The sequence below is a fragment of the Tundrisphaera lichenicola genome, assembly GCF_051175385.1.
GTDB classification, from domain to species: Bacteria; Planctomycetota; Planctomycetia; order Isosphaerales; family Isosphaeraceae; genus Tundrisphaera; species Tundrisphaera lichenicola.
In genome coordinates this window covers 1,209,913-1,228,182 of sequence record NZ_CP195106.1, presented here as the reverse complement: position 1 = coordinate 1,228,182, position 18,270 = coordinate 1,209,913, and the positions used below count along the sequence as shown (strand labels likewise).

Sequence of the window (18,270 nt, the reverse complement as noted above, 5' to 3'; positions counted from 1 at the left end):
CCCCTGCCACCCGAGAGAGCCGATCAATAGCGATAGTGGTCGGACTTGTAAGGCCCTTCCTTCGGCACGTTGATGTAGGCGGCCTGTTCCGGCGTCAGTTCGGTCAACTGGACGTTCAGCTTCTTGAGCTGCAGGCGGGCGACGTGCTCGTCCAGCTTCTTGGGCAGGACGTAGACGCCGACGGGGTAGGTGTCGTTGTTCTGCCAGAGTTCGATCTGGGCGAGGGTCTGGTTCGCGAAGGAGGAGCTCATCACGTACGAGGGGTGGCCGGTCCCGCAGCCGAGATTGACCAGCCGGCCCTTGGCGAGCAGGATGATCCGCTTGCCGTCGGGGAAGATCACGTGATCGACCTGCGGCTTGATCTCCTCCCAGGTGTACTTCTCGAGCGACTCCACGTCGATCTCGTTGTCGAAGTGGCCGATGTTGCAGACGATGGCCTGATTCTTCATCTTGGCCATATGGTCATGCGTGATGACCTTGAAGTTGCCGGTGGTGGTCACGAAGATGTCGGCCTTGTCGGCCGCGTACTCCATGGTGACCACGCGGTAACCTTCCATCGCCGCCTGCAAGGCGCAGATCGGGTCGATTTCGGTGACCCAGACCTGGGCCGAGAGGGCCCGCAGGGCCTGGGCCGAACCCTTGCCCACGTCGCCGTAGCCGACGACGACGGCGACCTTGCCGGCGATCATCACGTCGGTGGCACGCTTGATGCCGTCCACCAGCGACTCGCGACAGCCGTAGAGGTTGTCGAACTTGGACTTGGTGACCGAGTCGTTGACGTTGATGGCGGGGAACTTCAGTTCGCCCCGCTTGTGCATCTGGTAGAGGCGGTGGACGCCGGTGGTGGTCTCCTCGGTGACGCCCTTGACGGCGGCGAGCCTCTCGGAGTACCAGCCGGGCTGAGATTCGACGCGGCTCTTGATGGCGGCGAAGAGGATGCGCTCCTCCTCGCTGGAGGGCTTGTCGAGGACCGAGATGTCGGCCTCGGCGCGGGCTCCCAGGTGGAGCAGCAGGGTGGCATCCCCGCCGTCGTCCAGGATCATGTTCGAGTACTCGCCGTCGGCCCACTCGAAGATCTGATGGGTGTATTCCCAGTAATCCGTCAGCGACTCGCCCTTGATGGCGAAGACCGGGATGCCGGCGTCGGCGATGGCGGCGGCGGCGTGATCCTGGGTCGAGAAGATATTGCACGAGGCCCAGCGGATCTCAGCGCCGAGGTCTTTGAGCGTCTCGATCAGGACGGCCGTCTGGATCGTCATGTGGAGCGAGCCGGTGATCCGGGCGCCCTTGAGGGGCTGTCGCGAGGCATATTCCTCGCGAATGGCCATCAGGCCGGGCATCTCGGTCTCGGCGATGGCGATCTCGCGGCGGCCCCAGGGGGCCAGCGAGATGTCGGCAACGCGGTAATCCTTAACAGCAACAGGCTTTTCAGCAACAGCACTCACGTTCAAAGTCTCCTGAAACGATGAACGGGCGCCGTTGAACGGTAATAAAATCCACTCATCGAGCCTGGCAGGAACGCCGATGCGTACCGTCGCAGCGCCCCTCAATGAGTTGGTGTCGGCTTGATGACCTTAGGCAAGCCTCCGTGGAGGAACGATCGTCCCAACCCGTACTTTCATACCAAATCGAGCCGATCCGGGACAAGGCTAAGGACGAGCGACTCCGGCGGATCGCCCGAAGCGACATCGACCGCGTTAGATAAGTCATCCTTCCGGAAAATCAAAGTCCACAGCGTCTCGATCCGGCTCTATTCTATGCAGACCGGCCAGAGGACGGATCTCCGGATCTCGAGAGCATGGCACCGCCGAAGGGGCTCGAACAATCATCGAGGGCGGACGAACCCGAGATGATGGCCGGCGTGGATCCGGTGGAACGCCTCCCATTCCTCCTTGGTGAGCGGCCCGAGCATCGGGTGGGCGGGGAACTCCCCTTCGCGCTCCTCGAAACGGCGGAGGGCCGACCGGAGCGAACCGGCCTCGGCTTGATCATCCGCGTCGGTCGGCGGGATCAGGATCGAGATCGGCGCTTCATATCCCTCGGGGAACCGTCCCGCCTTGAAGAACCGTTTCCGGGCGACGGCGGAGGCTCGATTGGCCCGGGATTCCGGGTCGGGGTCCAGGGCCGAAGTCCTGTTCCCCAGGGCCGATAATCGGACCGAGGTGGCCAGATGATAGAGAATCTGGCCCAGGGTCCACGAGCCGGTGGTCGTGTGGCCGACCAGGAGTCGGTCGACCTCGGGCATGATCTGGTCGATCCGCTCGAAGCTCAGGTCGCGTTGTCCCGCCATCCTGCCCACTCCTCCGGCCGGGTCCGATTCCTCGATCCGTTTATGGTAGTCAGTTCCCTGTCCGGTTGGCGAGGCTCAATGAAATCGGCGCGAACGCCCGCGAACCGAGCCTCGGACATTTTTCCGAGCCCTGGCTTTGGCGAACTGATACCCTGGAGCGATTTCCCCAAAACGAATTGGAGGCCTGGAGTCATGAGATACCTGACCGGATTCGCGCTGGTGTTGGCCCTCGGCATGGTCCCGGCGCGTGGCCAGCAAGGGGCACCGGCCCCGAAGCCGAGCGTCGAGATCGAACTCCTGGAAATCGAGCAGGATGTCGACAAGGCGTTGTTCCGCGAGGCCTTGATGCTGGAAGGCAGGCAGGGGCTCCAGCCGTTGATGCCCTGGGGCGGTATGGCCGAGGAGATCCAACGCCGACTGCCCGAGGAGATCCAACGGCGGTTGCCCGAGGAGATGAAACGGCGGATGGAGGAAGGGTCCCTGCGGCTCAGGGACTTTATCGGTTCCAAGCGAGCCGCGATCGTCGAGCGGGCCGCCAGGTTGAAGAAGCTTCGCCAGGAGGAGTCTCTGACAGAAGTGGACAAAGCTCCCAGCCCGGTGGCGACTCCGGCTCCTCCTCAGGAGCATCCGGATGCTATCCGGGAACTGGAGAACGCCCGGGTCGAGGTTCAGTTGCTCCAGGCCCAGATCTCGCTCTATCAGGGATCGCTGGATGAAGCCCTGACCGCCCTGGCCGAGGCCGAAGTCGCGGCCAGCCGGGATGAGTCGCTCCGGCCCCAGGCGGAGGAAGCCCGCAAGAAGTTCGAGGAAACCAAGGCGAAGTATCTCGATTTTCGCGAACGATTCCAGGCCGAGCAGAACAAGGTGAATGAGCTTCAATCCATGCCGGGCATGGGTTCTCCCGGGGGGTTCCGCTGAAGCTTCATCCCGTTCTTGCGGTCAATACGCATCTGCACTGAGGGCTTCTCCGCCGGCGCGGGTGGAGAGCGCCTGGTAGACCGTCAGGTTGATCGTGCCCTTGAGGAACTTCACCGAGCCGTCCCCGAACAGGAAGTTGGTACCTCCAGGATGTCGACTGGCGGCATCCTGGTCGTTCATCTGGCCGCTCGATGGGGTATGGCTGGTCTGGAAGAGCGTGGTGTGGGCATGGTCGTCGTCGGGCTCTTCCTTGACCGCGCCGACCCAGACCGTCTCGGCATCGTAATGGTCGTGCGACCCGATCTCGACGGCGAACGTCCCGTTGTGCCGCTCGCTCGCGGCGAGGGTCTGCGAGAGCCCGTCGGTGATGTCGGCGAACCGGCTCCCGACGTTCCGGCTGAACAGGCCTCGGCGGTCGTCGGGATTGGCATCCATGTTTCCCGGCCCGAACGATGCCACATAGCTGGTCTTGGCATATCGGAAACCGTCGCGCTCCAGGAAACGCCCCGGCGAGGTCTCGTCCGACGGGCAAAGGTAGAAGCTGATGGCGGTCGTGGCCGTGGTGGAATTCGCCCCATTCCAGAGTGGCAGGCTGAAGTTGGTCGCGTCGAAGAGAGGCTTCTGCTCGACGCCCGGCAGGATCATCGAACCCCACCCGAACCCCCCCCGAACATAACCCGGGGTGAACGTGTAACCGATCGGCAATCGGTCGTGAGTCTCGTGGTAGCCGTGCAGGGCGAGACCGATCTGCTTGAGATTATTGATGCAGCTCGCCCGACGGGCCGCTTCCCGAGCCGCCTGGACCGCCGGCAATAACAACGCGATCAATACGCCGATGATGGCGACGACCACCAGAAGCTCGATCAGCGTGAACCCGCGACGTCTCATGCGAACTCCTTCGGCTCTCCGACGAGAAAGCCGGTCTGAGTTGGGCGACTCGATCGAACCGCCCAAACGACCTGTATGATCTTTTGAGATTTCGTAATATCAGGCCCTTCGGAGGATCGCAATGCCCCAGTCCGATGGCTTGCACGATTGTTCCTAGGCGTGATGCAATCCGGGACGATGGACCTCGACCGATGAGATCGCTAAAATGAGGCTCGATTCTTCCGAGGCTCCCGACTCCAGGGTTGGGGGGACCGGGGTTGGTATCGCGGATCGACCGGATGCGATCCTCGATCTCGGGAACATCGAAGCGAGAGTGGTGGAATGGCAGACACGCAGGATTTAGGTTCCTGTGCCGCAGGGCGTGAGGGTTCAAGTCCCTCCTCTCGCATCCGCCGGATCCGTTCTTCCAGGAGGTCCATCCGGTGTCACTACAATTCCGAATGGGCGAGGGCCTGGCCCGGGGAACGGCCCGGATCGCCCGCGAACAAATTGGCGAGGCGATCGAGCAACTCGAGGCCGCTTCGTCCTTGATCTCGCGTGAGACGTCGATTCACGAGGCTCGCAAGCAGATCAAGAAGGCTCGCGCCCTCCTCCGACTGGCTCGCGACCCGATCGGCCCACGACGGGCCGCGAAGGCGATCCGGCAACTCCGGGATGCGGCGCAACCTCTTTCGGTCGCTCGGGATGCCTCGGCACTGATCGGGGCCATCGACAAGTTGGGGGCCGACCTCGACGGGATCGACTCGACGGTCTCCTTCGACCCGGCCCGAGACTTTCTCTCCAAGCGCCGAGACCGGGTCGTCCGGGATTCGCTGGATGAGCAGGAAGTGCTCCCGACGGCGATCTCGGCCCTCCGGAAAGCCCGGCGAAGGATCGGCCGGTGGGACCTCCGGGGTGGTGATTCGGGACCGCTCGCGGGCCTGAAACGATCCTACAAGCGAGCCCGAGCCGCCGCCGAGATCGCCTCCGAAGCGCGATCCCCGGAAGCTTTCCACGAGTGGCGGAAGCGGGTCAAGGATCTCGGCTATCAGGTCCGGGCGATCACGGAGACGGGCGATCTCGACGCCCGGCTCCGCCAGCTCGGCGAGGCTCTGGGCGATCTGCACGACCTGGACATCCTGGAAGCGACCCTCCCGTACTCGGTCCTCGGGCCGATCCGGTCGACGATCGAGGCCCGACGCGAGCAACTCCGATCATTCACGCTCGGTCGGGCGGTCGAGATCTTCGCCGAAAAACCCGCGATCTTCGCCCGGCAGCTCTCCCGGTTGATGAGTTCGACCGCCGTCGCGTCCTCGGATTGATCGGCCCGGGAATTGCCCGGGGTTCTATGATTTACCGAATCATCAACCGACGGGTGTCTGGCGGGACCGTCCACCGACCATTCCCAGGAGATCTGCCGCCGATGGCAACCAAGCACGCCCCCAAGACCCGGCAGTTCCCGACCCATATCGACCTCTCGGCCGAGAAACGAATCGCACTGATCGAGATGCTCAACCAGCATCTGGCCGACACCTTCGACCTTTATTCGCAGACCAAGCAGGCCCACTGGAACGTCAAGGGGAAGGATTTCTATCAACTTCACCTCCTCTTCGACGCCGCGGCCGGGGAAATCGAGCCGTACGTCGACCTCCTGGCCGAGAGGGTGACCAGCCTGGGCGGTTATGCCACGGGCACATCGAGGATGGCCGCCGCGAGTTCCAGCCTGCCCGAATATCCGACCGACGCGATCGAGGGACGCGATCACCTGAAGGCGCTGGTCGAGCGCTTCGGGCAGTATGCCGGATCGATCCGGGCCGCGATCGACGACTCGGACGAGATCGGCGATCCGACGACCTCGGACCTCTATACCGAGATCTCGCGGGTCGCCGATAAGCAGCTCTGGTTCCTCGAAGCCCACCTCCAGCCCGAGGAATAAGTCGGTTGCATCGGAAGGGATGGGCCCCGAAATTCGAGGCCCATCCCATGGCGTTGATGCGAACCGATCAGACCTCGTCATCCTCGCGGAGCTTGGCCAGGACGGCCAGGTCTTCCAGGGTCGAGGTATCCCCGGCGCTCTCGCGACCGGCGGCGATGTCGCGGAGGAGCCGGCGCATGATCTTGCCGCTCCGGGTCTTGGGCAGGGCGTCGGTGAATCGGATGTCGTCGGGTCGGGCCAGGGCCCCGATCTCCTTGACGACGTGGGCCTGCAACTCCTTCTTCAAGGCGTCGCTGGGAGTCTGGCCGCCTTCGAGGGTGACGAATGCCGAGATGGCCTGCCCCCTCAAATCGTCGGGCTTGCCGACCACGGCCGCCTCGGCCACCTTGGGGTGGCTGACCAGGGCACTCTCGACTTCCATGGTCGAGAGCCGGTGGCCCGAGACGTTCAGGACGTCGTCGACCCGGCCCATGATCCAGAAATTCCCGTCGACGTCGCGACGGGCCCCGTCCCCGGTGAAATAGGCCCCGGGGACCTCGGACCAGTAGGTGGCCTGGTAACGCTCGTCGTCGTTGTGGAGCGTCCGGAGCATCGACGGCCAGGGCTGCTTGATGACGAGGAATCCGCCGTGACCGGCCGGGACGGGGGTCCCGTCCTTGGTGACGATCTCGGGGACGATCCCGGGCAGGGGACGCGTGGCCGAGCCGGGGGTGGTGGGCGTGGCCCCGGGCAGCGGCGAGATCATGATCGAGCCGGTCTCGGTCTGCCACCAGGTGTCGACGATCGGGCACCGGCCGCCGCCGATCACCTCGTGGTACCACATCCAGGCCTCGGGGTTGATCGGCTCGCCGACGCTCCCCAGGAGTCGGAGGCTGGTCAGGTCATATTTCTTGGGGAACTGCACGCCCCACTTCATGAACGCCCGGATCGCGGTGGGGGCGGTGTAGAGGATCGAGACCCTGTAATCCTGGATGATCTTCCAGAATCGCCCCTCGTCGGGCCAGTTGGGTGCCCCCTCGTACATCACCACGGTCGCCCCGTTGGCGAGCGGCCCGTAAGTCAGGTAGGTGTGGCCGGTGACCCAGCCGACGTCGGCGGTGCAGAAATAGGTGTCGTCGTCCTTGAGGTCGAAGACCCACTTGGTCGTCAGGGCCGCGCCCAGGAGGTAACCGCCGGTGGTATGCAGGATCCCCTTGGGTTTGCCGGTCGAGCCGGAGGTGTAGAGAATATAGAGAGGATGCTCGCTATCGAACGGCTCCGGGGGGCATTCGGCGGGGACGTCCTTGATGGCGTCGTGCCACCAGAGGTCCCGCCCTTCGGTCATGGCGACCTCGTGCCCGGTCCGCTTGTAGACGACGACGTTCTTGATCGTCGGGCAGTGATCCACGGCCCCGTCGGCGTTCTCCTTGAGAGGGACGACCTTGCCCCGTCGGAACCCGCCGTCGGCAGTGACGAGGATCTTGGCCGAACAGTCCTGGATCCGACCGGCCAGGGCCTCGGCGCTGAAGCCGCCGAAGACCACCGTGTGGACCGCCCCGATCCGGGCGCAGGCCAGCATCGCGATGACCGCCTCGGGGATCATCGGCATGTAGATCGCTACCGCCTCGCCGGGCTGGACGCCCAGGGCCTTCAGTGCGTTGGCGAAGACGGCCACCTCGCGCTGGAGGTCCTGATAGCGGAGGACCCGGCGATCGCCCGGCTCTCCCTCGAAGATCAGGGCGGCCTTGTTGCGGTTCGGCCCCTCGCAATGGCGGTCGACGCAGTTATAGGAAGCATTCAACTTTCCGCCGACGAACCACTGGGCATGGGGCGGCTTCCAGTCGAGGACCGTATCCCAGCTCTTCGCCCAGCTGAGCATGCCGGCCATCTCGCCCCAGAATCCCGCAGGATCATCTCGAGCCCGATCCCAGAGCGCCTGATATTCGGCGAGGCTCTTGATGTTCGCCCGGGCGGCGAATTCAGCCGGAGGCGGGAAGACTCGGCTCTCGGTCAAGAAACTGTGAATCGATCCGCCACCGGATTCAGCCGTCATGGTCGCGGGCTCCGCGTCTAATTGCCATCGATAAGGAGAGGGGATGGACCTTCCGAGAGATGATCTTAGCCGCTGATCCGGCGAAATTGAATCGTCAAGCCCCCCGAGGGTCCGGGACGGAAGCCTCGCCCGATCTCTCGATCGAGCACCTCCGGTCGATTTGCGACCTAGGATACCTTCGTTCGAGGTGCCGAAGACGAGATTGGTCTGAATTTCATCGAGTAGTGACCAGCCGGGCTGTTCGCCGGCCCCAGGTTACGCACGATGACGCGTGCCGGTCGTCCCCGAACCGGTGAACGAGGGGAACCGCCAGACGATGAAGATCGTGATCGCCGAAGATGACGATGTCTCGCGGATCGTCCTGAAGAAGACGCTGGAGAACCTCGGCTATAACGTTGTGGCGCTCTCCGAAGGTTCTTCGACCTGGGACTATCTTCAGAAATTCGAATCACCCATTTTGATCACCGATTGGATGATGCCGGGCCTGGACGGTCTGGAACTCTGCCAGAGGCTCCGGGGACGAGGCCCAGACGCTCCTTACACTTATGCCATTCTCCTGACGGCCCGACACTCGCGTGAGGAGCGGCTCCAGGCCCTCCATGCGGGGGCCGATGACCTGCTGGCCAAGCCGCTCGATCGCGCCGAACTGGTCGCGAGGATCAACGTCGCTCGCCGGATCGTCACCATGGAGGATCTGCTCCGGAGCCGGTCGATCGAGCTAGAGCGGATGAAGATGGAACTCGAAAGCAAGAACCGACATCTGGCCGAAATTGCGACGAGCGATGGATTGACCGGGCTGAAAAATCACCGGTTCTTCCGCGAGGCCATCGATCGACAGTTCGCCGGTTCCTATCGGATGAGCATACCCTTCTCGGTCCTGATGATCGATGTTGACGAGTTCAAACCCTTCAACGACTCTTTCGGCCACCCCGCCGGGGATCAGGCGCTGATCGAGGTCGCCGAGGTCCTCCGATCGAACGTCCGCGAGATGGACGTGCTGGCCCGCTACGGGGGCGAAGAGTTCGCCGTGCTCTTGCCCGGAGCCGACGAGGAGGCCAGCCTCCTGATGGCCGAACGGCTCCGGCTGGCGATCCAGAGGCACCCGTGGGGACTCCGCCCCCTCACCATCAGCCTGGGGGTCACCACCATGGAGCGGAGGGTGATCCGGGCCTCCGATCTCATCGAGATGGCCGACCGCTCGCTCTACCACTCCAAGACGAACGGCCGGGATCGGGTCACCCACTCTCGGGATCTCCCCAACTTCCAGTTCCTCCCGAAAATCGAAGCCCTCCCGGACCAGCAAGACGTCGGCGACGTCCGGATCTCCTCCAGCCTCGCATGACCCCTCCGACGACCTCGGGGCCGGACCGATCGCCCCGGCCACCCCCGGCCGCGACGCCGATCCGTGAACCGAAGTTGAAAGCCCGGGTCGTCCCGGATACCCTTTCGGGGAAACCAGAAGGTTCCATCAAAAGGGTGGGCTGCGTCCAGGATGCTCCGCGGCTCCCGGCCACGTCTCGCCCGTGCCACGTCGCGGGAGGATCGATCGATGAGGGATGTCCGACGACGCTGGGCGATGGGCCTGGTCCTGAGCTTCGCCCTGTGCACCCCGGCGATCGCCACGTCGCCCGAGCCCTCGAAGCCGCCCAATATCATCCTGATTTATGCCGATGACCTGGGCTGGGGCGATGTCGGATTCAACGGCCGCAAGGAATGGGCGACCCCGAACCTGGATCGGCTCGCGGCCCAGGGGACCGTCTTCCGGCGGTTCTACACCGCGGCGGTCACCTGCGCCCCCAGCCGGGCGGCATTGCTGACCGGCAAGTCGACCATCCACTGCGGGGTCTCTCGAAACAACGACGACCTCCCCGCCGGCGAGGTGACCCTGGCCGAGGCGCTCAAGCCTCAAGGCTACGAGACGGCGCTCTTCGGCAAGTGGCACCGGGGGGCCCCCTCCAAGGGGGTTAATCCCCATCATCCGATGGATCAGGGGTTCGACGAGTTCTACGGCTTCACCGACGCCAAGCACGCCTGGGAACAGTATCCCGAGGAACTTTACGAAGGTCGCGAGCTCAAGCCCGCCTCCGGCTACGCCAATGACCTGTTCACCGACCGCGCCGTCGATTACCTCCGTCGCAAGAAGGATTCGACCTTCTTCCTGTATCTGCCCTACATCGCCACCCACTTCTATATCCAGGCCCCTCCCGAGGAGATCGAGCGACACAAGGGGAAATTCCCCGAGGACGACCCGGCCCAGCCGCTCAACGCGACCTACGCGGCGATGGTCACCCGGCTCGACCGGAACATCGGTCGAGTCCTCGACACCCTGGGAGAACTGAAGCTGGACGAGCGGACCATCGTCATCTTCACCAGCGATCACGGCGCGACCTTCGAGAGCGGCAATCAAGGGACCAGCTACGCCCTGGATAGCAATCACCCGTTCCGAGGGCAGAAGCGGACCCTCTGGGAAGGGGGCATCCGTGTCCCGGGCGTCGTCCGGTGGTCGGGCCATGTCCCGGCCGGCAAGGTCTCCGACGAGATCATCCAGATGACCGACCTCTTCCCCACCCTCCTGGCCGCCGCCGGGACCGTGCCCGATCCCTCGTGGCACGTCGACGGGATCGATGTCCTGCCGACCCTCCTCGGCCGGGGCCCGGCCCCCGAGCGGACCCTCTTCTGGGAATGGAGGAGCGAGGGGAGTTTCCAGCTCGCCGCGATGCGGGGCCGGTTCAAGCTGATGATCGTCGACGGCGGCTCGCCCGAGATGTACGACGTCGAGGCCGACCCCGGCGAGCTCCGGAACGCCATCGCGCAGCAGGCCGAGCTCGCCGGTCAGCTCCGGTCCGAACTCAAGGAATGGCTCAAGACCGAGATCCGGGATGGGGCGGTCAGCCCCTCACCCAGACCCATTGATTGATCGATCGATCGAACTTGCCCCCCAGGAATCAACGCGATGAGAATGACGACACGACTGGCCCTGATCGCCGCCGTGGGGCTGGGCCTCACACAGATCCGAGCCTCCGCCGACGAACCCAAGGGAGACCTGGCCGAGCTTCAAGGCTCCTGGTCGGCCAAGGTCGGACCGGACAAGGACATCCCGATCATCCTGCTCGTCAAGGACTCGGCGGTGGAGATCTCCGTGACCCGCCCCGATGGCGAGGAAATCAAGCTCAAGGGACGACTCAAGCTGGACGATCAGGCCAGCCCGAAGACGATCGACTGGCTCGATTTCGCCACCCCCCAGGGGGATACGATCCCGCCCAATCTGGGGCTCTACAAGCTCGAAAACGGAGTCTGGACTACCTGCAGCGGCGGTCCGGGCAACGATCGACCCTCGAAGTTCGAGGCCGGAGAGGGAGGCCCGCCCATGCTGACCACCTGGGCCCGCGTCCCGGAAAAGCCCGCCCCGATCGCCGGAGACCTCGGCAAGTTCCAGGGGACCTGGACCGGCAAGGGCGGGGAGGACGAGGAAGTCTCGATCACCCTGACCATCAAGGACAATACCATCAAGGCCCGGTGGGAGCGGGGCGACGGGACCGAGGTCGAGTTCACCGGCGAGATGAAGCTGGACGAGAAGGCCAACCCCAGGACCGTCGACTTTGTGCACTTCAAGCGCTCCAACGGAGAGGAGGCGCAGGACCAGCTCGGGATCTACGCCTTCGATGGGGACGATAAGGTCAAGATCCAGACCGGAGGGCCGGGCAACGACCGACCGACCGAGCTGAAGCCCGGCAACGAGGGGGAACCGAACGTCTTCGTCCTCACCCGGAAGAAGGGTTAAATCCCTTCGGTCAGGCTCGACCGGGGCGGGATCGGTCGAGCAAGATGAAGACGATGATCCCCAGCGTCGGGATCACCATGAAGATCGGGATCGAGACCCAGAACCGCCAATCCCTGGGACTCGATCGCTCGATCAAGACCAGCGCGGCCCAACCCGCCGTCAGGGTGAAGTCCAGCATCGCCAGGTCGAACACGCGGTCGGTCCGGAGCAGTTCCCAGAGCCGAGGGCTGCTCAGGCCGATCGTCCGATGGATCTCCCAGAGCAGCCAGCCTCCCACCGGCAGGGCGATGGCCAGCATCACCCAGGCCGTCACGGGGCGTCGGCTCAACTCGGTCGTTCGCGGTTCGGGAGATTCCATCGAGACAACCCTCGGTCGTGATCGGTCCGGGACCTCGTCGTTGTACGCGGGGCGGGCGGGCATGGCCACCGATTCGGAGAGCGGCACTCGAATTGCACGTTGATCCGGCCATTGCGGCCAATCGGGCGGCACCTTCGAGGGAACTTTGCAATGATGGGCAACCGCTGGATGACGTTCGCGATCGGGTGCGGCCTGGCGATGACACTGGCTCGCCCCTCCGCCGCTCAAGGACTGTACCCCCCGGCGCCGGGGGATGAACAGGAGCGGCTTTCCAGGAGGATGGCGGAGGCGACCCGGGCCCTTGCCGAGGATCTCGCCGCCCACGCGAATCAGGTCCCCAACGGCGGATACCTGGCGAGGGACGCCAGGGAACTGGAGCGGGCGACCGCCGATTGGTACGGGTCCGTCCGGGAGCCGGGCAACCCCTACCGGGTCCGGCAGTCCTACTCGGACATCGACGCGGCCTGGCATCGACTTCGCGGCCAGATCGGGGATCCGAGATCGGTGAGCCCCGGCATGATCAACGAGGTCGCCAAACTCGACCAGGTCGACGACCAGATGCATCGGGCTCTCCATCTGAACGGATACCCGCCGAATTTCCAGGTCGAGAACCCCCAGCCGAATGGGCCGGATGAGGTGATCCGCCTCGCCTACGCGCTGGCCCAGCGTGCCGAGGCGTTGGCCGCCACGGTCCAGGTCGAGTATGCCCGAGAGCCCAGGGGGCCGGCCCTGACCAACGACGCCGCGGTGGTCGCGCGGATGGCCGACGCCTTCTACGATGGCCTGAGGAATCCGGCGATCGGCCAGCAGGGGGATTTCGCCCAGCAGGCGTTCTACCAGATCATCCAGAAGTCGAACGGACTGGGGATCGCGCTCGATGCCAGGCCGATGTCGCCCCGGATGGCGTCGACCTGGAAGTCGTACACCTCGGTCCACAACCACCTCCGGGCGAAGCTCGGCCTGACCAACGCACTGGCCCCCGGCGACAAGCAGCCGCAGTACCCGCAGTACCCCGGCGTCGGCGAGTTCAACTTCGACCAGCGAGGGCTGCCCTATGCCGACCCCTACCAGGCCCCGATCGGCCAGTGGGCCGACCAGCTGGATCGTCAGGTCGACGAGCTGGTGGCCAACTTCGCGCCCACGGTCCGGGTCGTCCCCGAAGGTCGAGAGATGTTCGAGGAGATGAATCGACTCCGCGACGACGTCCACCGGTTCCGCGAAATGGCCGCCCGGGGAGGCGACCCGTCACGCCTGGCCTACGACTTCCGGGCGGTCGACGCCAGCTCGCATCGTCTCTCCCGGCACTTCGACCGGATCGCCCGGGGCCGGACCGGGCCGAACATCCAGCGAGTCCAGGAGATCGCCCAGACCTGCGAGCAGATCCACCGGGCACTCGGCATGCCCGGCTTTCCGCCCAGCTTCGGCCCTTACGATAACCCCCGCTGATTCCCGGTCACTCCGCCTTACCTACCGGTCCCGGCCAGTCCGGGGCCGATGGGTCGGCCTGATGGGTCAGGAGTTCCGAGAGCTGGAAGGCGTGATAAGGCTGAGTTGCCGCCGGTTGCCCATCGGTCGAGGCATTGGCCACCCAGAACCGGGTGGTCGTCGTCTCGAACAGGACGCTGTGCAGGTTCGACTTCATCGCGACCGGCCGGTCCATCAAGTGTCTCGCCGACTCGGCGTCGAAGGTCCCGTGACCGGCCTTCACCCGACGGGCCAGCTCCTCGTATCGGTCGCCGATCGAGAGCAGGACCGAGTCCTTGAAGGCGTGCGGCAGCCGGGGCTCGGACTCCCCCATCTGGACCAGGGTGAACTTATCCCACGACGCCTCCATGCCGACCCCCCGCCCCGACTTGCCGTCGGCCACCACGTAGAAGTACTGGCAGGTCCGGGGCCTGTTGCGGAAGATCGCGACCGCCTCATCCAGGTCGTCGGCCTCCTCCAGCGCGATCCGGACCAGTAAGGCCATCGGCACGCCGTCCCAGTGTCCCAGGCCGTTCCCGCCCATCTCGCCGATCGAGATCTTCCTGGCGTTCATCCCGGTGACGCTCCCGACGAACCCGGCGTAGGTCACGTTCACGAAAGGGATCGACCCCTCGGGCTCGGCCACCACCAGGACCGCGTGGTCCTGAAGTTTCCAGTCGCAGCCGTAGTCGAGGATCCTCCCGTGGTAGAGGGTCCCGTCCTTGGTCGCCGAACCGGAGAGGGCGAATCCCGAGCAGTGGAACATCTCGGGGATGAAGTTGGCCGCGATGATCTCCTCGAACGGCACGCCCGAGGCCTCGGCGATCCCGCGCATCTCCTCGCGGTACTTCTCCGGGACGTGCTTGCGCTGGAGTTCGGCGATCGAGAGGATCAGCCGCTTGGCGTTGACCGGGACCTTCAGGCCGAGCAACTCCGGCTTGAACTCCTTCGCCTTCACGTCGAAGAGGTAGCGGACCTGCTCGCGGATGTCGTCCTTGAGCAGGGTCCCATGCTGGATCCCCATCTCGCGAGGGGTCCCCTTGAGATGGAGGACCTTGGTCCCATCCACCTCCTCCAGGAATCCCCGGCCCGACCGGGCAATCGTCCGGGTCTCCGCCCAGGCCGTGGCCGATAAGGCGAGCCAGGCGATCGTCAAAATCGTCGAGAATCGACGAGGGAGCATCCTCGGCATCGGCCCATCCTCCGGTCGAGTGGAATCGAGATCAATCCGGCCGAAGGTAGTTTACCCCGAGAAGCCCACCAGGGGAGTCCGAATCAACAAACCAAGCCACGGTCGCCCCCCATCGAGGCGAGGCGCCCCAGCCGCAAGCAGACGCGGCCATCCCCGGACCGTTCGGTCCGACGATCTCTTCCGTCGAGATCAGCACCCCACACTAAAAGAATCGGAACTAGCGGATAGGTCGTGATTCTAGCCCAAGTGGCAACGGAACTGTTCGGACGCGAACCAGATCGCTTCGATGTCTGATAGGCGGCCTTTATGTTAGATTTTCAGTTCGACCTACCAAAAGTTCGGCGGCGGGAGGGTTGCGGGGTGGAAAGTTTTGCGGAAGCAACCGTTGATGACTTGGCCGAGGTTGCCGCCGCCGGGCAGGCGTACCGCTTGCACTGGGACTCGTTCCGCGCGATGCCGGAACGCGGGGCGACGTTCGCCGGTTCCTCGGCCGACATTGCCGCCCTCGACTACCTCGACTACGAGCAGCTCGGCCACCCGGCCGGCGGTTTGGGTGCGGCCGCGCTGGTGTGGGGCAACGTGTTGGTCGCTCAGGCCGGGCTGCAGTGGTGCCGGGGGGTGGGCGGTGACCTGTGGCTCGGGGCCGAAGTGATGGGCGTGCAGCGGGCGGTCTTGTGGCCGCTCGCCCGCTTGGCCGAGGCGAAGTCGCGGGAAAGCCCGCAGTTCGGCCAATTCGTCGCCCTCCTTCTGTACGTAATCGAGGAATTGGTAAGCCGACTCGATCTGCCGACGGTGACGCACGCCCGGCTCCGTCGACTGCAGGCCGTATTGGAGGTCGGCGAGCACGCGGTGGCGGACGGCGAACCAGGCGCCGCAGTGGGACCTCCTTGAATTTGGACGCAAATCTCATTGGTTGGATAGTATGGCGTGCACCGTAAACTTGAGTTTGTTTATCGCTTCATGTCCCCGCCGGGACTTTGACCACGCGACAAGCTCGCCGGGTATTTCTCAGGCGTGTCCGTCAGTGCCATGGAACTTACCGGATGCACCATAGAGTCCAGCCATGACACGTTTCGCGGCGGGCCGGGACCGCTGCAGCGAGAGGTTAGGCAGCTCGGCTCACGACGAAAGACCGACCCACCTCCACCCGTCCAAACTCAGGCAATCGCGGAAGGATGGCCGACGCTCCACCTCAGCGAACCATCGCGGCAGTGTGCCGGATTCGGGCCACCACCAGTCCGAATCGGTGACCGACCACATCGTCTCGGGGACAGTCCTCGCCAGGCAGCACCCGCACATCCAGCCCGTGCCGGCCCCGACATCCAGCGATCTCTCGAAGGTCAGCCACAGGACGTCGTCGCGGTCCGAGACGTGGAAGCACTCGTACCCGACGCTTACGGTGAGGGCGTCCGGGAGCGGGGTCGAGGCGAACTCCCGGAACGCCGCCCACGCCGCAGCCGGGTCGGGGCACCGCTCGTCGAAGCCGACGGCTGCCAACGCCCTCGCCATGACCGCCTCGGGTCCCGCTCGCATGTTGGCCTCCGCCGCCTGATGACAAAGCTCAGCGGACCCGCACCGCCGAGATACGCGATGAAACCAGAGAAAGCGCCGTAGTGGTGCGGGGTCCGCTACAGCGCGAGGTTAGGCGGCGGAGGCCGCCACCTCCGGCATCATCTGCCCGCAACATGGGCAGACTGCCGGCTCCTGCGACGACAGCCCGCCGGCCCATCTGCCCCACGCAGTGACGGCCAAGCCGACTACAACCGCTAGCCCGGTGCAACCGCCCAGGGCGACGGACAGAGCCCGTGCGAGCCATCCCTCAACGGCCTGCGGGACGACGAACAGGAACACGGCGGCGAAGAGGCCCCCGAACGCGAGTTGGAGCCCCCAGAATGTCACGCACTCGAAGAGACGTCGCATACGGCCCTACCCCCGGTGCCTAACAACCAAGCTTGGCGGACCCGCCGTTCGGGTGGTCTCGAAGCCTCGACGCGGGCCACGCAACTATGCCCAGTTGCGATGGTTCTTGGTCAGGTGAAGAAGGATTTCCTCCCAGGGCTTCAGGTCCAAACGTAGCAGCAGGCGTAGGAGGTCGCGTACGTCGAACTTCTCCGAATCCCTGATGTCGACCCTCACCATAATCTCGAATCTATCGTCGTAGTTCGATAGGTCGAAGATTTTCGCGATGACCTTGTGGCTGAGACCGTACTCCTGCCATAACCCGTCGACGATCCTGCGCCGCACTGCTTCGTCATTCCTGATCAGTCTGGACAGTCTGCTCCTATCCTGTTTTGAACCCGCCCTGAGAATGTAGCAGGCACCCGCACCTGCTGAGGATTCGCCGTAGCATTCATTGTGCCCCCCGTCCATCCCGAGGAGCGAAAACGCATGCTCCAAGAGTGACCGATCGTCCTTCTGGAGGGCCAACCAGAGCTTGAATTGTTCGCAGTCGTGTCGCCGCATGGTACGAACGCAAAGCCGATCGTCGCTAACGCCTAAGCTCAGCGGACCGGCCCGCCGAGACAAGCCTTGATGATACCAGGAAAGCGCTGCGGCGGGCCGGGTCCGCTGCAGCGCGAGGTTAGGCGGCCGATCTACGGCTCGCCCGGCGGCTCACCCGCTCTCTGCCAGGAACGCTCGAATGACTTCGGGAACGAGTCGCGGAACTTCTGCCGCCATTCTACATCGGAGGTATAGAGTTCCCACCATCCGTCCGCTTGAAAGAGGAACAGGTCGGCAAATTGACTCAGGTGGCCGAAGAAGTCGCCCGTGAGCTTGCCGATGTGACGGACGATCCACTCCGCCCGCTGAGTCACCTCATCTTCGTGACAGCGCATGGCGAAGAAGTAGGTCCACTCGTCGACATAGACGTGCCCGGCCAGTCGCGGGAACGTGTGGGGACGCCAGCAGGACGATGATGTGTCGCGGCACGCGGGGGCGTCGAAGCACTTCTTCTCAACGACGGCTTCGTTGTTGGGAGAGGCATGGAGCCATCGCGAGTCGAACGTCCCCTGCTGATCGTCGATGATCCAGAAGCAGGGGGCGACTCCGGCGGCCAGGGGATGGATGACCTCTTGGAACGACCGATAGCCGGAAAGGATGAGTCCGGATGGTCGCATGTCCCAGCCGCCTAAAGAATCCATGTAAGCCGCGTGGCCCCTTGAGGGTAACCTTGAGGTGTAGACATATCTCCCGATCACCCCACGGAGCCACGCGGCCATGTGCATGATTCTTGGCCTTGACCTCGGCAAGTTCAAGAGCGTCGCTTGCCTTTATGACGGCAGCACCTCCGCTTCGCGCTTCGCCACCGTTCACACGGACCCGGCGGGGCTCCGCGCGTTCCTCCAGGCCGGGCGGCCCACCTGGCCTTGCTTCGAGCATCGCAATCGAACCCTTGCCCATGGTCGATTCACTCGAACGGACTCAAAGCGG

At 64.5% G+C, this 18,270-nt stretch carries 17 protein-coding genes, 1 tRNA gene and 1 riboswitch; of the genes, 9 read left to right on the top strand and 9 right to left on the bottom strand.

Annotated features, from left to right (window positions below):
* Positions 1-23: 23 nt before the first annotated feature.
* Positions 24-1,445, bottom strand: coding sequence for an adenosylhomocysteinase (gene ahcY / locus P12x_RS04705; protein ID WP_435009692.1), 1,422 nt, complete (start codon positions 1,443-1,445; stop codon positions 24-26).
* Positions 1,446-1,464: 19 nt separating this feature from the next.
* Positions 1,465-1,554: riboswitch (S-adenosyl-L-homocysteine riboswitch) on the bottom strand.
* A 271-nt stretch (positions 1,555-1,825) separates the two neighbouring features.
* A complete protein-coding gene (locus P12x_RS04700) occupies positions 1,826-2,290 on the bottom strand; it encodes a DUF1569 domain-containing protein (RefSeq protein ID WP_435009691.1) in 465 nt (154 codons plus the stop codon).
* 192 nt (positions 2,291-2,482) lie between these two features.
* Here P12x_RS04700 and P12x_RS04695 point away from each other — a divergent pair, with 192 nt between their 5' ends.
* Entirely contained in the window at positions 2,483-3,208 is a 726-nt protein-coding gene (locus P12x_RS04695) for a hypothetical protein (RefSeq protein ID WP_435009690.1), read from the top strand.
* 21 nt (positions 3,209-3,229) lie between these two features.
* Here the strand turns inward: P12x_RS04695 and P12x_RS04690 are convergent, their stop codons facing one another.
* A complete protein-coding gene (locus tag P12x_RS04690) occupies positions 3,230-4,096 on the bottom strand; it encodes a DUF1559 domain-containing protein (protein ID WP_435009689.1) in 867 nt (288 codons plus the stop codon).
* 307 nt (positions 4,097-4,403) lie between these two features.
* Between P12x_RS04690 and P12x_RS04685 the strand changes: the two genes are divergently transcribed.
* The 3 genes from P12x_RS04685 to dps all read left to right on the top strand — a co-directional run bounded on the left by P12x_RS04685 (position 4,404) and on the right by dps (position 6,011).
* Positions 4,404-4,484: transfer RNA gene (locus P12x_RS04685), tRNA-Leu, on the top strand.
* Positions 4,485-4,518: 34 nt separating this feature from the next.
* Positions 4,519-5,397, top strand: coding sequence for a CHAD domain-containing protein (locus tag P12x_RS04680; RefSeq protein ID WP_435009688.1), 879 nt, complete (start codon positions 4,519-4,521; stop codon positions 5,395-5,397).
* A 101-nt stretch (positions 5,398-5,498) separates the two neighbouring features.
* Entirely contained in the window at positions 5,499-6,011 is a 513-nt protein-coding gene (gene dps, locus P12x_RS04675; RefSeq protein ID WP_435009687.1) for a DNA starvation/stationary phase protection protein Dps, read from the top strand.
* Between the two features lie 67 nt (positions 6,012-6,078).
* Here the strand turns inward: dps and acs are convergent, their stop codons facing one another.
* Entirely contained in the window at positions 6,079-8,043 is a 1,965-nt protein-coding gene (gene acs / locus P12x_RS04670) for an acetate--CoA ligase (RefSeq protein WP_435009686.1), read from the bottom strand.
* A 271-nt stretch (positions 8,044-8,314) separates the two neighbouring features.
* On the opposite strand from acs, the gene P12x_RS04665 reads away from it, so the two are divergent.
* The 3 genes from P12x_RS04665 (at position 8,315) to P12x_RS04655 (ending at position 11,824) form a co-directional block, all read left to right on the top strand.
* Positions 8,315-9,385 (top strand): GGDEF domain-containing response regulator, encoded by a 1,071-nt coding sequence (locus P12x_RS04665; RefSeq protein ID WP_435009685.1) that lies wholly within the window; start codon positions 8,315-8,317, stop codon positions 9,383-9,385.
* A 207-nt stretch (positions 9,386-9,592) separates the two neighbouring features.
* On the top strand, positions 9,593-10,960 hold the full coding sequence (locus P12x_RS04660; RefSeq protein WP_435009684.1) for a sulfatase-like hydrolase/transferase: 1,368 nt from the start codon (positions 9,593-9,595) through the stop codon (positions 10,958-10,960).
* Between the two features lie 36 nt (positions 10,961-10,996).
* Positions 10,997-11,824, top strand: coding sequence for a hypothetical protein (locus P12x_RS04655; RefSeq protein WP_435009683.1), 828 nt, complete (start codon positions 10,997-10,999; stop codon positions 11,822-11,824).
* Positions 11,825-11,834: 10 nt separating this feature from the next.
* On the opposite strand, the gene P12x_RS04650 is transcribed toward P12x_RS04655, so the two are convergent.
* On the bottom strand, positions 11,835-12,245 hold the full coding sequence (locus P12x_RS04650; RefSeq protein WP_435009681.1) for a hypothetical protein: 411 nt from the start codon (positions 12,243-12,245) through the stop codon (positions 11,835-11,837).
* Between the two features lie 87 nt (positions 12,246-12,332).
* On the opposite strand from P12x_RS04650, the gene P12x_RS04645 reads away from it, so the two are divergent.
* Complete coding sequence (locus P12x_RS04645; protein ID WP_435009680.1) at positions 12,333-13,628, top strand: hypothetical protein; 1,296 nt, start codon at positions 12,333-12,335, stop codon at positions 13,626-13,628.
* Positions 13,629-13,635: 7 nt separating this feature from the next.
* Here P12x_RS04645 and P12x_RS04640 read toward each other — a convergent pair whose 3' ends face one another.
* On the bottom strand, positions 13,636-14,838 hold the full coding sequence (locus P12x_RS04640; RefSeq protein WP_435009679.1) for a C45 family autoproteolytic acyltransferase/hydolase: 1,203 nt from the start codon (positions 14,836-14,838) through the stop codon (positions 13,636-13,638).
* A gap of 360 nt (positions 14,839-15,198) precedes the next feature.
* On the opposite strand from P12x_RS04640, the gene P12x_RS04635 reads away from it, so the two are divergent.
* On the top strand, positions 15,199-15,729 hold the full coding sequence (locus P12x_RS04635; RefSeq protein WP_435009678.1) for a hypothetical protein: 531 nt from the start codon (positions 15,199-15,201) through the stop codon (positions 15,727-15,729).
* A 228-nt stretch (positions 15,730-15,957) separates the two neighbouring features.
* Here P12x_RS04635 and P12x_RS04630 read toward each other — a convergent pair whose 3' ends face one another.
* From P12x_RS04630 to P12x_RS04620, 3 genes are all read right to left on the bottom strand, one after another.
* A complete protein-coding gene (locus P12x_RS04630) occupies positions 15,958-16,371 on the bottom strand; it encodes a hypothetical protein (RefSeq protein WP_435009677.1) in 414 nt (137 codons plus the stop codon).
* Positions 16,372-16,842: 471 nt separating this feature from the next.
* Positions 16,843-17,265 carry a hypothetical protein gene (locus P12x_RS04625; RefSeq protein WP_435009676.1) on the bottom strand — a complete coding sequence of 141 codons (423 nt, stop codon included), beginning with the start codon at positions 17,263-17,265 and terminating at the stop codon, positions 16,843-16,845.
* 167 nt (positions 17,266-17,432) lie between these two features.
* Positions 17,433-18,065 (bottom strand): hypothetical protein, encoded by a 633-nt coding sequence (locus P12x_RS04620; protein ID WP_435009675.1) that lies wholly within the window; start codon positions 18,063-18,065, stop codon positions 17,433-17,435.
* Positions 18,066-18,270 lie beyond the last annotated feature (205 nt).

Coding starts and splice junctions, on each gene's coding strand:
- P12x_RS04700 (WP_435009691.1), bottom strand. CDS start 2,290: ATGGCGGGACAACGCGACCTGAGCTTCGAGCGGATCGACCAGATCATG.
- P12x_RS04695 (WP_435009690.1), top strand. CDS start 2,483: ATGAGATACCTGACCGGATTCGCGCTGGTGTTGGCCCTCGGCATGGTC.
- P12x_RS04690 (WP_435009689.1), bottom strand. CDS start 4,096: ATGAGACGTCGCGGGTTCACGCTGATCGAGCTTCTGGTGGTCGTCGCC.
- dps (WP_435009687.1), top strand. CDS start 5,499: ATGGCAACCAAGCACGCCCCCAAGACCCGGCAGTTCCCGACCCATATC.
- acs (WP_435009686.1), bottom strand. CDS start 8,043: ATGACGGCTGAATCCGGTGGCGGATCGATTCACAGTTTCTTGACCGAG.
- P12x_RS04660 (WP_435009684.1), top strand. CDS start 9,593: ATGAGGGATGTCCGACGACGCTGGGCGATGGGCCTGGTCCTGAGCTTC.
- P12x_RS04655 (WP_435009683.1), top strand. CDS start 10,997: ATGAGAATGACGACACGACTGGCCCTGATCGCCGCCGTGGGGCTGGGC.
- P12x_RS04650 (WP_435009681.1), bottom strand. CDS start 12,245: ATGCCCGCCCGCCCCGCGTACAACGACGAGGTCCCGGACCGATCACGA.
- P12x_RS04645 (WP_435009680.1), top strand. CDS start 12,333: ATGATGGGCAACCGCTGGATGACGTTCGCGATCGGGTGCGGCCTGGCG.
- P12x_RS04640 (WP_435009679.1), bottom strand. CDS start 14,838: ATGCCGAGGATGCTCCCTCGTCGATTCTCGACGATTTTGACGATCGCC.
- P12x_RS04630 (WP_435009677.1), bottom strand. CDS start 16,371: ATGCGAGCGGGACCCGAGGCGGTCATGGCGAGGGCGTTGGCAGCCGTC.
- P12x_RS04620 (WP_435009675.1), bottom strand. CDS start 18,065: ATGCACATGGCCGCGTGGCTCCGTGGGGTGATCGGGAGATATGTCTAC.